Source organism: Sorangium sp. So ce834 (genome assembly GCF_051521425.1).
In the GTDB taxonomy this organism is placed as follows: Bacteria; Myxococcota_A; Polyangia; order Polyangiales; family Polyangiaceae; genus Sorangium; species Sorangium cellulosum_D.
Genome location: NZ_CP150351.1, coordinates 11,246,227 through 11,260,444 on the forward strand (window position 1 = coordinate 11,246,227; position 14,218 = coordinate 11,260,444).

Sequence of the window (14,218 nt, forward strand, 5' to 3'; positions counted from 1 at the left end):
CCTCTGCGCCGCTTCGTCCTGGGTCGGGTCCACCGAGCGAACGGTCTCTTGCCACACCCTCGCGGAAGAAGCACACCCCGTTCCATTGAGATGGCCAGTGCGGAGGATGCCTTCGTCCGGGCCGTCGAACCGGCTAAGCTCTTGCCCAAGGAGGCAGCTTGCCGCGCTGTCAGGTCTGCCATCGCCGCATTTCCGGCACGAAGCCCTGCCCGCGCGACGCCTGGCTCCCGCCGCCGGGCGACCCCCTCGACGCGGCGCAGGAGCCCGCCCCATCGCTGCCGGGGGTGACGCCGCTCGGGCGCATCGGCGCGGGCGGCTTCGCGACGGTGTGGGAGGCGGCGCGGGACGAGGGCGGCGAGCCCGTCGCGCTCAAGGTCGGGCGGTGGGCGAGCCCGATGATGGTGGAGCGATTCCGCCGCGACGCGGAGGCGCTCGAGCAGGTGGGCCCGCCGCACGTGCCCCGGGTGGTCGCGCACGGCGCGCTGCGCGACGGGCGGCCGTTCATCGCGATGGAGCTCATCCGCGGCAGGACGCTCGCCGACGTGCTCGCCGAGCTCGAGGGCCCGCCGGGCGCCGAAGCCGTCGTGGCGCTCGGCGCGGCCATCCTCGAGTCGCTCGCGGCGGCGCACGCGAAGGGCGTGATCCACCGCGATCTGAAGCCGGAGAACCTGCTCCTGGCCGAGGGGGGGCAGCGCCTCGCGCTCCTCGATTTCGGCCTGACGAAGCACGCGCGCGCGCCGGAGGACGAGGGTCTCACGCCCCGCGGCACGGTCATCGGCACCCCGGAGTACATGGCCCCGGAGCAGATCCGCGGCGACCCGATCCAGGACGAGCGCACGGACATCTACGCGTTCGGCGTGATCCTCTACGAGCTCCTGACGCTGCGGACCCCGTTCACCGGCGATCGGGGCGAGATCGAGCACGGGCACCTCGCGCTCCGCCCGCACCGCCCCCACGAGTTCGCCGCCGTGCCCGACGCGCTGGAGCGGCTCGTCCTCGCCTGCCTCGCGAAGGAGCCCGAGCGCCGCCCGCCCGACGTCGCCGCGCTGCGGCGCGCGCTCGAGCAGGCGTGCCCGGGCGGCGCGCAGCCCGCGCCGAACGCGCAGCCCGCGCGCGGCGCGCTGCTCACCGAGGGCCGCCAGCCCGCGGTCGTGCTCGTGGTCGAGGCCAGGGGCGCGGCCGCCTTCGTGATGAGCGCCGTCGCGGCGCGCAAGGGGTTCGTGGCGAGGCAGCGCGGGGGCCGGCTCGTGTGCGTGTTCTCGGGCCTCGACGCCGACGATCCGGTGAGCGCCGCGATCGCGGTCGCCCGCGAGGTCGAGGAGCGGCGCGCCGGGCGCGCGGCCGTGCACATCGCCGGGCTGATCGTGCGCCGCAAGGAGCAGGGGCCGCCCGCGGTCTACGGCGCGCCGGTCGAGCAGCCCGACGCCTGGATGCCGCGGGGCGACTGGAGCGGCGTCGTGCTCACCGCGGACCTCGTGCGCGCCCTGCCGGAGGGCGAGCTCCGCGGGGTCTCGCGCGACGCCGCGCTCTCGCCCGCGCCCTCCGCGGCGTTCTACCGGCTCGCCCAGCGCTCGCACCCCCCGCCGGGCTCCGCGAGCGCCGCGCCGCTCGTCGGCCGCGACGACATCGTCGGCGCGCTCGCGGTGAGCATGGAGGCGAGCCTGTCCGGCGGGTGCCCGGGCCTGTTCACCCTCATCGGCGAGGGCGGCCTCGGCAAATCGCGCCTGCTCGACGAGGCGGCCGCGCTCGTCCGGCGCATGCAGGAGGGGGCGCGGCTCATCGCCCTGCGCGCGGCCCAGCCGCTCGCGGGCGAGCGCGTGTCCGGCCAGCTCCTCGCCCGCGTGCTCGACGTGGACGCCGCCGCTCCGCCCGAGGAGGTGCGGGCGCGCTGCGCGGAGCGGCTCGGCGAGGCGCTCGCCGAGGAGGCGTGGACGGCGGTGGCCGCGGCGCTCGGGTGGGCGCCGCCGGACGCCGCCGACGCGTCGCCGTGGTCGCTGCGGCAGAGCACGATGCGCGCGATCGCCGAGGGGCTCCGCCGCCGCGCGCGCGAGGCGCCGGTCGCGGTCCTGCTCGACGACGCGCACTGGGCCGACGACGCGGCGCTCGACGCGCTCGAGCTCGCGACGCTCGACGCGCCGGGCTGCCCGCTCTGGGTGCTCGTCGCGGCGCACCCGAGGTTCGAGGACATGCGGCGGAGCTGGGGCGCGCGCGCCGAGCGGCACGATCGCGCGGCGCTCGGGCGGCTCTCGGAGCAGGACGCGATGCGGCTCGCGGCCGAGCTCCTCCTGCCCGCGGAGTACCCGCCCGAGGCCGCGCTCCGGCAGCTCGCGAGCTGGTCCGGGTACAACCCGTCCACCCTGACCGAGCTCGTCCGGGCGCTGAAGCGCACCGGCGCGGTCCAGCGGCGCCCGACCGGGGCCTTCTACGTGGCGACCGCCGCGCTCGATCAGCTCCCGCCGCTGCCCGTGTGGCAGTGGCTGGCCGCGCGCCGGCTCGACGCGCTCTCGCCCGAGCTCGCGGCCTGCGTGCGGCTCTGCTCCGCGCTCGGGCCCGACTTCACCCGGGAGGAGGTCGAGGCGATCCAGGACGCGATCGAGCAGGCGGGCGGGGCGAGCACGCCCATGGACGCCGGGGTCGGCCTGGGCGCGCTCGCCGCGCTGGGCCTGCTCGCGCGCGGCGAGCGGGGGATCTACGCGTTCGAGAGCGCGACGTTCCGCGACGCGGTCTACGACGCGCTCGCGCCGCTCCAGCGCCAGACGATCCACGCGCACGCGTTCGCGTTCTGGCGGGCGCGCGTGGACCCCCGCGCCCCGGACCTGCGGGGGCTCGGGCACCTCTCGCGGCACGCGGCCGCGTGCGGCGAGCGCGCGACGGCGGCGTCGGCCCACCTCGCGCTCGGCGACCGGGCGGCGGCGACCCACGGCGACGTCGAGGCCGACCAGCGCTACACGGCCGCGCTCGCGCTCCTCCCCGAGGACGACGCGCGGGGGCGCGCGCGCGCGCTCGCCGGCCGCGGCAAGGCGCGGTACTGCCTGCACCGGATCCCCGAGGCGCTCGCGGATCTCGCGCTCGCGCGCGAGCTCGCGCGGGAGCTCGGCGACGACCGGCTCACCGCGGAGCTCCTGCTCGAGGAGGCGACGGCGCTGGATCACGCGACCGACTACGCGGCGTCGGCGCGGCGCGCGTCCGAGGCGCGCGCGATCGTCGAGCGCCTCGGGGACGTTCGGCTCGACAACCGCCTGCGGATGGCGCTCGGCCGCTCGTGCTGGCGGCAGCAGCGGGTGGCGGAGGCGATCGAGCTCCTCGGCCGCGCGTCGGCCGGGGCCGCGGCCGAGGGCGACCAGGAGACGCGGGTCATCTCGCTGCTGCTCCTGTCGATGGCGCTCGTGATCGCGGGCCGGCTCGCCGACGCGGAGGCGCGCTTCTGCGAGGTGATCGCGCTCTCCAAGGAGCGGAAGGATCAGCTGCACCTCTGCTCGGCGTACGCCAACCGCGCCTACCTGTGGGCTGCGCTGAGCGCGCCCGAGCGTGGGCTCCAGGATCTGAGCCGCGCGGTGGAGCTCGCGCGCGAGATCGGCAATCCCGGGCCCGAGCACGTCGCGACGCACAACCTCGCCGAGCTCTTGCACTGGTGCGGGCGCGAGGACGAGGCGCTCGCGCTGGCGCGCCGCTCGCGCGTGCTCGACGAGCGCTTCGGCGAGCGCGACGCCCCGGACGACGCGCTGCTCATCGCCCGCATCCAGGCGGCGCGCGGCGATTTCGTGGAGGCGGCGCGCCTCGTCGCGTGGGTCGCCGAGCGGTGCAGCCCCGACGCCTCGGCGCCCGCGCTGTTCGCGCTGTTCCGGACGCTGAAGCTGGTGCTCGCGGCCGAGGGGCTCGAGCTCCCCGCGGGCGCGGAGGAGCCGGGGGACAGCTGGGAGGCGCTCACCGATTTCGCGGAGCGCGCCCTGCCGGTGGAGGAGCTGCTCGAGGTGCTCTATTTCCGCGCGCGCGTGGCCGCCTCCGCCGGGCGTCACCGCGAGGCGTCGGCGGCGCTCGCGCGCGCGCGGCCCGTGCTCGCCGGCTGCCGCATGTGGCAGCCCCGCTTCGAGGCGGTGGCGGCGCTGCTGCCCGCGCCTGCCGAGCCGTCCGAGGGCGATGCGCCCCCCGGCGCGCTCGCGCGCGGGGAGTGACGAAAGCTGCGCCCGGGTGAGCGCCGAACCCCGATGCAAATCGCCTCAGCGTGGCGAGAGGGTGTCGCGGCGCCGGCGTTTCGGGCGCGCGTCCGGGGGCGAGAATCCGGGCTGAAAGCGCGCAATGCGAGGGGCGCGGGGGCGGCGGGCCCTCTTGCTGATGCATTTCGCCTCAGTAGCGGGCATGACGACGATGTAGGGGCTACCGCGGACGTCGACCGGGGTGCGATGCGGAGCTCGACCGTGCGGCGTTCCACGTCGGTGCGACGCGGGCGGGAGCGGTCAGGCATGGCCCGACGATTGCAGCGATTTTCAGCAAACCCCACCGCACTCGAAGAGAGAGGCACCCCATGACACTTACCGCGCTACGGACGGTCGTCGCGATTCCCTGCCTTGCGTTGTTCGGCTGTGTCATGAGCGCCGATCCGGGCTCGGAGGAGGCGGTGGGCACGTCGGAAGAAGAGGTGGTATCGACGAACCGGCTGTCGATGAATCGCCTCTCGATGAACCGCCTCTCGATGAACAGCCTCTCGATGAACCGCCTCACGGCGGACGGCCGCACGGTGGCCACCACGGACTTGCTGCGCGACGCGGACGGCCGTGAGCTCCTCCGCTACACCATCGCCTGCGCGCTCCCCGCGGGGAAGTCGCTCGCGGGCGAGGCGGACGGGACGATGTACAAGTTCGAGGGGCGGATCGGCCTCGCGCCCGACTGGCTGCGCGCCCCGCTCCCCGAGAAGTCCCAGCGCTGGATCACGGCGTGCCTGCTCGCGCACGTGAACGGGTACGGCGTCGAGGTCGCGATCTCGCTGCGCGGCCGCAACCCGGCGCTGGCCACGGACAGCGCGGAGCGGCGGGACTATCAGCAGGAGGAGATCTCCTTCTTCGGCAACGTGTTCCAGCCGCTCGGCAAGCGCGACGAGCTCGGCGACATCGGCTCGCGGATGTACGCTTGCGGCGGCGCCTTGCTCCAGCTCTCGTGCGCAGGCCACGAGACCAACTTCGCGCCGGAGCGGACGTGCGCGTCGAAGGACGACTGCAGCCTCAAGTTCCTGGGCCCGTGCCGCGACCTGGCGGACGCGAAGGACAGCGTGTGCAAGAACGCCTCCCTCGAGGGCTACGAGGGCTGCGAGGCCGCGACGAGCACCCCCGGGGGCAAGTCCATGAAGACCCGTTACGACGAGGTCGTCACGGTGTTTCTGCAGCGGCCTGACTTCTCGGCGTTCTATCCGCTCTGCACGCCGCTGTTCCCCTGAGCGCGCCTGCCTGCCACGCCGCGCCGCCGCGGCATCCGCGAGGCAGCGCGGCGCCGCGCCCGCTCCGTCTCCGGGGGTTCCGCGCCACGCCATCGCAGAGCCCGCCCGTATACTGGCCTTCGTTCGTCCCCGCTGTGCGCTTTGACGCCCTGCTGCCGGCGCACCCTCGGCGCGCGCGTCGCCGGACGCGGCAGAGGGGCATACAGGTTGCAGATATTTCGCCCCGGTCCCACGGCACGAAGGCGAGGAGGGCGAATGAAGGCTCTTGTGTTTCACAGCCCAAAGCATGTCAGCGTGGACACCGTCGACGCGCCGGTCCTGTTGCGGGCGACCGACGCGATCGTGCGGGTGACGAGCACGGCCATCTGCGGCTCGGATCTGCATATCTTCAATGGGCTGATCCCGCAGGCGAAGCCGCTCGTCCTCGGGCACGAATTCATGGGGATCGTCGAAGAGGTGGGGAGCGAGGTGAAGAGGCTCCGCCCGGGCGATCGCGTGCTCGTGCCCTTCGCCATCGCCTGCGGGAGCTGCTTCTTCTGCGAGAGGGACCTGCCTGGGCACTGCGAGCGCTCGAATCCGGGGCATTACGGGCCCGAGGGGAACGTCATCAGCTCGAAGGGGGGCGGGCTCTTCGGGTACACCGACCTGTATGGTGGATATGCAGGCGGGCAGGCCGAGAGGGTCCGCGTGCCGTTCGCCGACGTGGGGCCGCGCAAGGTCGATGACGACCTGGCGGACGAGCAGGTGTTGTTTCTGACGGACATCCTCCCGACCGGCTACACCGCCGTCGACTGGGCCGGGATGCAGGGCGGGGAGACGGTGGCGGTCATCGGCTGCGGGCCGGTGGGCATCATGGCCATGAAGTGCGCCTGGCTCCGCGGCGCCGCGCGCGTGATCGGGGTCGACCGGGAGGAGTACAGGCTGGAAAAAGCGCGCGAGATCGCCTCGGCCGAGACGGTCAACGTGGATTCGGGGGTCGCGCCGGAGTTCATCCGAGCGGCGACCGGCGGCCGCGGCGCCGACGTCTGCATCGACGCCGTCGGCATGGAGGCGCACCGGACGCCGCTCGAGAAGATCTCCAACATGGTTCACGGGCAGATCGGCTCGTTCGTCGCCTTCAAGCTGGCGGTGAGCGCGGTCCGCCGGGGCGGGGTCGTCAGCGTGGTCGGCGTGTATGGCATGCCGTACGACAACTTCCCGCTCGGGCAGCTCTTCGACAAAGGGGTGACCGTGCGCTTCGGCCAGGCTCCGGTCCACAAGCACGTGGACAAGCTCCTCGGGTGGATCAGGGAGGGCAAGCTGCGCGCGGACGACGTCATCACGCACCGACTTCCGCTCGCCGAGGCCGCGCGTGGATACGATCTCTTCAATGGGAAGAAAGACGGCTGCGTGAAGGTCGTGCTGAAGGCCTGAACGCCCGGCCGACCGAGGCGCGGCAATGAGGCGGAGGTCCAGGCGCGAGATCATGCGCGCAGGCGCAGACGATTGACATATTCTCGTCGCCTTATCGCGCGCAATCGAACCCGCAATGGCGGTCCTTCCGCCTGCCGCTGCCGGCCCCGCTGGCGCGAGCCTTGGACAGCGTGGGTCGGGCCCCCGGCCCTCACGCAGCGTGGATCAGGCCCAACAAGGTCGTCTCGCGGAGCCCTCCGTTTCCGGTTGACATCCGCCACGGCGCATGGATCGACCACACTGCGCGCGTCCATGGCTGTCGAACTCGTGCGATACTCTCGCCCTCCGTGCCGCTGGAGAGCTCCCATGCACCGATCCCTCCTCGCCCAAGGCCTCGTGCTATCGCTCGCGCCGTTCGGGTGCTCTGCTAGCCCGGAAATTCCTGAAGCGTACGGCAAGGCGATCATGAACCTGAACGGGGAGGAGCTGGTGCTCGACACGGGCGATGACGGCAAGCTGCCTGTCCCCAGATTCGATGACAGCTGGGACGTTGACTGCTCCATCGTCAATGGCGAGACCAATCTGGAGCTGGTGGATCGCTCGAAGAGCAGGAAGGGCTTCTACTACCTCGATCTCCATCTGCTCGGGAGCGAGCGCCAGGACGGCGACGCCGCTGTCGTGAGCATGCGAATGTACGTCGACGATGAGCTTTTTGACGGCGCGTGTCCGGCCACGCTCAGGACGTCACAGCAGGGATCGCATGAATGCACGTTCGCTTTCGCCGGGTGCGATTTGCGCCTGTTCGACGGTGCCCAGGACGGTACCCAGGCGCGCCTCGAGCGCGCGTCATTCCACTTGAAATGGTGCTTCGTCCCGTGAGCGGGCGCGCCCGCGGTGCGCTCTGAGGAGAGCGCCCCCTGCGGCGCCGGGCGACCCGCTCGCGGATCGTCGCCGAGGGCGCGCGAGGCGCTCGCGGCGGGGCACGGCGGGCGCGCCGCGGCGTTCGGTGCGCCCGAGGCAGCGCTGGCCCGCGCGTCTGCCCACGGGTAAACATCGAACCATGGTGGATGCGTCCCCCCGGCGACGGTTCAGCGCCGCGTTCGCTCGCTGGTCTCGCCGCGTCCGGCGGCGGCTCGCGCTGGAGCTGATCCTCACCGGGGCCGCCGCGGGGCTGATGCTCGGCGCGGCGGGCGCAGCGGCCGCCTGGCAGGCGCGGCACGGCGCGCTGCGCCCCTGGATGGCGGGCGGCGGCCTGCTCGGCGCGGCGGCCGGCGCAGCGGCGGCGCGGCGGCGGCGGTGGTCGGATCCGGACGTCGCGCTGTTCCTCGACGGCAAGCTCGGCGCGTCCGAGTCGGTCTCCACGGCCGTGGAGCTCGCGGCGGCCGAGCGCGCGGTCGACGGCGCGCCCCGCGCCGGCGCGCCTCTGGCCCGCGACGTGGTGTTCTCGCACGCCGCGGCGGCCCTCGACCGGGCGACCGCCCAGGAGGTCCGCGCGCCGCTGTGGCGCCCCTGGCACGCCGGAGCGCCCCTCGCGGCGGCGGCCATCGGCTATCTCAGCTGGCTTCCGCTGCCGCCTGCCCCCGCCAGCGCGGCGCCCCCGCCCGGGGCCGAGCAGGTGCGCATGGCCGAGCTCGCCGGACTGGAACGGGTGATCCAGCTGGCGGAGGTCGACGCTCGGGACGCCGCGCAGCGCGATCGATTGAAGCGGCTCGCGGACGACGCGAAGCGGCTCCGCGAAAAGTTGAGGAGCGGCGTCGAGCGCCGCGAAGCGCAGGCCGACCTCGGCAGGCTCCGCGACGCGATCACGGCCGAGCGGCTGTCGCTCGGCGAGGGCGAGCAGCGCCACGGGATGGAGTCGGCGCTCGGCAAGCTCGGGGAGGACCCGCAGCTGAAGCGGGCGGCGAAGGCGCTCGGCGACCGCGACCTCGTGGCGTTCGACGAGGAGATGGAGCGGCTCGCGAACCGGGTCGAGAAGACCGATCGCGAGCGGGCCAGAAAGGCGCTCGAGGAGGCCGCCGAGGCCGCGAAGCGGGCCGGCGCCCCCGGCGTGGCGAGGGCGCTCGAGGAGCAGCGCGAGCTCCTGGATCGGCGCGGCCAGGAGGCCGACAAGCTGAGGGAGCTCGCGGAGGCGCTCGGCGAGGCGCTCGGCGACGAGGGGCGCGAGGCGCTCGGCGAGCTCGGTCGGACCGGGAGCGGCAAGGACGCGCGGCGGCTCGCCGACAGCCTCGAGAAGGCGCTCGAGAAGCTGAGCCCCGAGGAGCGCCGGCAGCTCGCCGAGCGCCTCAAGCGGCAGGTGGCGCGGTCGCCCGAGGGCGCGCCCGGGGAGGCCGCGTCGGAGGAGCAGCTGCGCGAGCTCGCGCGGCAGCTGGCGACGCCCGAGGGCCAGCGGCAGCTCGAGGAGCAGCTGCGCCGGATGGCCCAGGAGGGAGGCCCGAGCAGCGAGGAATCGGAGCGCCAGCGCGCGCTCGACGACGCGCAGCGCGGGGCGGGCGAGGCCGAGGGGCAGCTCGGGGGGACGCCGGTTCCGGCGCCGATCGCCGGTGGGTCGGGCAACGCGGGTCCCGGCGGCGGAGAGCGCGGCCAGGGCTCGCGAGCGGGCGGCGCAGGCGAGCAAGGGCGAGGGCCCGGGCAGCCAGGCCGCTCGCAGGGAGGCGGGCCGGGCAGCCACGAGGGGCAGACCGGCGCGATCGCGGGGGGCGAGCTGCGCTCACGCGCCGACGCGCGGATGAATCCGGGCAGGCCGATGCCAGGGATCGTGATCGGCCGGACCGCTGGGCGCGCCGGAGACACCGCCAACGTGCAAGGCGAGGGCGCGCTCGGCGTCGTGGGCCCCCAGGAGATCGGCGGCGTCGAGCGCAGCGACGTCCCGGAAGAGTACCGCGAGCAGGTCGGGCGCTACTTCCAACCCCGGTGAGCCCGGCGTGGGTGGCGGTGGGCTCAGAAGCTCGCGCCGACCAGCAAGCCCTTCGCGTCGGCGGTCACGAGGGGCACGGCGTGGATGCGGGTGAGCCCGGTCCGCGGGGCCGGCAGCGTGCGGCTCGACGTGCTGAGCGCGTACACGGCGGTCCCGGCGAGCACCACGCCGCCGCCGATGAAGCTCCAGAAGGAGATGTTGGCGAGCGTGGTCTGGCTGTCGCGCAGGTCGCTGCGCCGCTGGCTCGGGGACGGCTCCGCCGCGGCGGACTTGCCCTTCGCGGTGGAGAGGATCGCGAAGGTCACGCCCGAAGCGACCCCGAGCAGCCCGACCGCTCCGCCCGCGACCACCAGCGGGAGGTTCGAGCCGGCGTCGAGGCTCAATGCGATGCTCTGGTCCGAGCCCCTGGCCACGAGCAGCGAGGTCGATGTCCGGGCGCCGGAGCGGCGCGCCTCGATGGTGCGCTTGCCGGGATCGACGAACACCTGGGCCTCGAGGGGCGAGTGTCCGATGAGCTTGCCGTCGATGAGCACCTCGGCATCGTCGACGTTCACGCGGATGCGGAGCGTGCCGACGTGCGCCTTGGCCTCGGCGAGCCGCTGCTCCAAAAAGCGCTTCTTCTCTTCCTTCTCGCCGAGAGGAAACGTGTTGAGCGCGTACAGGAGGTGCTCGGCCGCCTCGCGGTGCTGGTTCACCTCCAGCTCGACGTTCCCGAGATTGCCGGCGACGTCGAAGCTCTGCTGGAGGTCCCACGCCGCCTGATAGCGCGCCTCGGCCTCGACGAACCGCGCCTCGTCATAGAACCTGTTCCCCTCCCGGTAGAGCTGCGCGGCGCGCTCGCCCGCGCTCGACGTCGCAGCCGGCGCGTCGCTCGGAGAGGTGGGCACGAGCCGAGCTTTGCCGGTCGCGGTCGCGACGCCCGGCGCCAGGACGACCATGGAGCACAGGAGGAACAGAGGCGCGTATTTCAAGAATGGCTTTCGCATGGTGACTGCCGGGGGATTGCACTCCGGAGAGGACGACGCCTCAGGGGAAGGGGCGCGGGGGCGCGGTCGTCCCCGGGGGCGTCGTGGGCAACGCAGAGGTCACGGACGGCAGCGGTGGGGGGAGCGGAGGGCTCACGGACGACGATTCGTAGACATCTTCCGGCACGGCAGGCCTGGGCGGACGCTTCGCCTGCGCCGCAGGGCGCGGCGTGGACGGGCGGGCGGCCACCGCTCCGGAAGGCGCGGACGGCGCGCTCGGCTCCGCCGCAGGCGGCGTCGGCGGCGCGTCCGATGCGGCAGGGGCCGGCTCCGGCACGGGAGGCGGCGGCTCACCGGTCGCCACCGGAGGCGGCGTCGGCGCCGGCTCGGGCATCGCGCTCGGCGTGGGCGCCGCGGGGCCGGGCTCGGGGGCCGGGGCGCGGCCGTCGGCGGTGACCGGGGCGTCTGGAGTGGCCGGAGGGTTGGCGGCGCGCCACAGCACCCAGAAGCCCGCGACGGTCGCGCTGCCCAGAAACACGAGCAGCGCGAACAGGCCCAGCGGGGCCACGCGGCGGCGCGCCGCGAGCGCTGCGGCGGAGGCAGCGGCGGCCACGGCGGCGTCGGGGCGCGCGGCGTCCTGGGGCAGGCCCGCTCGAGGAGCGGCGCCGGCGGGCTGGGGAGCGGGCGCAGGAACCAGCCGCTGCTTGCGGGTCGGCTCTTCGGGCGGCGGCCAGACGCCGCTGCCCACGCCGACGCGGGCCGTGCGCACGCCGGTGCGCGCGCTGCCTGGCCCCTCGGGGATCGCCTGCGGAGGGCCCGGCATGCCGTGCACGGGGATCCGGCGCATCGTCGGGCGGTTCCGTTCGTCGACGCCCTTCAGCAGCGACGGCGCGACCTGGATTTTCTGCAGGTCCATCGCCTGGTGCTCCCGGTTCGGGGGCAGGGTGACCGGGGGAACGTACACCTGCTTGTCGCTGGGCCCCGCCTCGCGATCCTGCCGGCGCCGCGGCCTGGGCTCGCCCCACTGCATCATTCGCTCGGCAGGCGGCGCGGCGGCGGCGGGCGCGGCCTCGTCGGGCCTGCGGCGCGGATCCTGGGAAAGCGCCCGCTGCTGCGCCAGCGAAGGGTGCTCCTGCGGTGCGAAGCTCGGCGCCTCGTACCCGCGCGGCGGCTGCTGCGGCTGCGGCTGCGGCGCGGCGTCGCCCGCAGCGCCTTGCCCCGCCGGCTGCCCTGGCGAGCTCTTGTTCGCGTTCCTGTTGGTCATGCCTGCCCCTCTCGCCACGTGCGTAAGGCGCGCTGCTGCCCCGCGTGGGCAGCAGCGCATCGAGCACCCGGTCCAAGGCTCCGCGTTGTCATGGGCGTGCTCCCGAGGCGAGCGGCCTCGACCGCTGCTCTGCCGACGGTGCGGCGGGCGCCGCGGCAGCGCTCCGGCCAGCGCGGGTGCGCCGCGGGCCAGCGTCGAACGTGCGCTGGCCGGTGCGCGACACCTCGGAGCTCGCTCGGGGGCAGGGCCACGGCATAGCCCCGAAGATACCCCACCCAGCCGTCGCCACCACGCGCCCAAGCATCACGACCCCTCCGCAGCGATACAACGACGGCGTCCAGGGATGCACCTGGATCGGAAGCCGCTGCCGTCGCGGGCGTGACGGAGGCGCTCGATGGCCGCGCGCATCGATGCCCCGGAACATGGCCTCGGGCGAGGCGCGGCCCTGCGGGCCGACCGAGCGCGAAGTTGACGCTGGCCATCCTTCTGCTGCCTTCCTGGAATTTGAGGGAGACGTCCATGGCTACGCTGTCGTGTCTGTTGTGATGCCGCAGCCTCGATTTATTGCATCCACCCTGCACCTGGCACCCCACCCGGGTTGAGCTGAGCGGCTCCCGACCCAGGCTGAGCGGCTCCCGACCCAGGCTGAGCTGCCCCGACCCAGGTTGAGCTGCCCCCGACCCAGGTTGAGCTGCCCCCGACCCAGGTTGAGCTGCCCCCGACCCAGGTTGAGCTGCCCCCGACCCAGGTTGAGCTGCCCCGACCCAGGTTGAGCTGCCCCCGACCCAGGTTGAGCTGCCCCCGACCCAGGTTGAGCTGCCCCGACCCAGGCTGACCCCCACCCAGGTTGAGCCTCCCGCCGGCGCCAGCGCTGCCCATCCATCCCACCCCCGCATGGTACCGGTTTCGTCGCCCCGGGTGAGGTTCCTCGCGACCGCGGCGATGGCGTCGCGGCCGCCCGTCAGCCCACGACGCTCACCAGCAGCGCCACGGCGAAGCCGAACAGCACCACGCTCACCACCAGCATCACCATGGCCGCCACGCTGGACTCCGCGCGCGCCGGGCGCCGTCGCGCGCGCCTCGCCCCGCCCCTCCGCGCCTCCGGACCGCGCGGCAGCGCACGTCCCGAGGCAGGCTGCGCCGCCCCGCCGGGCGCCGTGAGGCCGAACGCCTCCACCGTCGCGCTCAACGTCGGTGCGACCAGCGCGCGGACCGGCGGCACCGTCAGCGGCGCCGTGCTCTCCCAGCACGCCCCCGTCGGCAAGGCCGGCGCCGGCCCCGCCCCTCCCCCCGAGAGCGCCGCGGCGATGCGCGACAGCTCGTCCGCGAACGCCGCGGCATCCGGGAAGCGCAGCTCCGGGCGCTTCTCGAGCGCCCTCATGACGGCGCGGTCGAGCTCCGGCGGCACCGGCCGCGGCGCGTGGCAGGACGGCGGCGCGGGCACCTCGCTGGCGTGGGCGCGCACGAGATCGGGGACGCGCCTCACGTGCTCGAACGGGCCGCGGCCGGCGAGCAGCGTGTAGAGCACCACGCCGGCCGCATACACGTCGGTGCGGGCGTCGACGGCGAGCCCGCACGCCTGCTCGGGCGAGAGATAGCGCGGCGTGCCGACGAGCACCCCCTCCTCCGTCTGGTAGAGCGACGGCGCCGGCGCGCGGCTGTCGCCCCGCGGAGCGACCACCTTGGCGATGCCGAAATCCAGCACCTTCACCACGCGACGCCCCTGCACGTCCGCGTCGCACACGAACAGGTTCTCGAGCTTCACGTCGCGGTGGACGATGCCCGCGCCGTGCGCCGCGGCGAGGCCGGCCAGCGTCTGCGTCACCAGGTCGACCGCCTCCAGCGGCGGCAGCGCGCCCCGCGCCGCGAGCTCCTCGCGCATCGTCCGGCCGTAGAGCCGCTCCATCACGAGGAACGTCCGCCCCTCGGCCGTCCGCCCGAAATCGGTGACCATCACCAGGTTGGGATGGGCGAGCCGCGCCAGCGACTGCGCCTCGACGCGCATCCGCTCCACGAGCCGCGGCTCGCGGTTCAAATCGCGGTGCAGGAGCTTCACCACCACGGGCTTGTCGAGGCCCACGTGCGCGGCCTCGATCACCTCCCCCATCCCGCCTCGCCCGAGCCGACGCACCGGCCGGTACGGTGTTCCGTACAACAGCGTATCGCTCAGCTCGGACGCCGAGCACCGGCAGTCGTCGTGCGAAGGCAAGGCCATCCCCCGCGGGTCGAGGTCGCACCGCCGTCGCCACGCGACG

General features: G+C 74.4%; 8 protein-coding genes. 5 read left to right on the top strand and 3 right to left on the bottom strand.

The window, feature by feature from the left end; translation table 11 throughout:
* Positions 1–158 precede the first annotated feature (158 nt).
* The 5 genes from WMF20_RS41380 (at position 159) to WMF20_RS41400 (ending at position 9,734) form a co-directional block, all read left to right on the top strand.
* Positions 159–4,172 (top strand): protein kinase domain-containing protein, encoded by a 4,014-nt coding sequence (locus tag WMF20_RS41380; RefSeq protein ID WP_437607191.1) that lies wholly within the window; start codon positions 159–161, stop codon positions 4,170–4,172.
* Between the two features lie 413 nt (positions 4,173–4,585).
* A complete protein-coding gene (locus WMF20_RS41385) occupies positions 4,586–5,428 on the top strand; it encodes a hypothetical protein (RefSeq protein WP_437607192.1) in 843 nt (280 codons plus the stop codon).
* A 255-nt stretch (positions 5,429–5,683) separates the two neighbouring features.
* Positions 5,684–6,841 carry an alcohol dehydrogenase catalytic domain-containing protein gene (locus WMF20_RS41390; RefSeq protein WP_437607193.1) on the top strand — a complete coding sequence of 386 codons (1,158 nt, stop codon included), beginning with the start codon at positions 5,684–5,686 and terminating at the stop codon, positions 6,839–6,841.
* Positions 6,842–7,186: 345 nt separating this feature from the next.
* The gene (locus tag WMF20_RS41395; RefSeq protein ID WP_437607194.1) at positions 7,187–7,699 is read left to right on the top strand and encodes a hypothetical protein; all 513 of its coding nucleotides are present in this window, start codon (positions 7,187–7,189) and stop codon (positions 7,697–7,699) included.
* Between the two features lie 181 nt (positions 7,700–7,880).
* Entirely contained in the window at positions 7,881–9,734 is a 1,854-nt protein-coding gene (locus WMF20_RS41400) for a hypothetical protein (protein WP_437607195.1), read from the top strand.
* Positions 9,735–9,757: 23 nt separating this feature from the next.
* On the opposite strand, the gene WMF20_RS41405 is transcribed toward WMF20_RS41400, so the two are convergent.
* From WMF20_RS41405 to WMF20_RS41415, 3 genes are all read right to left on the bottom strand, one after another.
* Complete coding sequence (locus WMF20_RS41405; protein ID WP_437607196.1) at positions 9,758–10,705, bottom strand: hypothetical protein; 948 nt, start codon at positions 10,703–10,705, stop codon at positions 9,758–9,760.
* Positions 10,706–10,760: 55 nt separating this feature from the next.
* Complete coding sequence (locus tag WMF20_RS41410; RefSeq protein WP_437607197.1) at positions 10,761–11,963, bottom strand: hypothetical protein; 1,203 nt, start codon at positions 11,961–11,963, stop codon at positions 10,761–10,763.
* 961 nt (positions 11,964–12,924) lie between these two features.
* Positions 12,925–14,178 carry a serine/threonine-protein kinase gene (locus tag WMF20_RS41415; protein WP_437607198.1) on the bottom strand — a complete coding sequence of 418 codons (1,254 nt, stop codon included), beginning with the start codon at positions 14,176–14,178 and terminating at the stop codon, positions 12,925–12,927.
* Between the last annotated feature and the right edge of the window lie 40 nt (positions 14,179–14,218).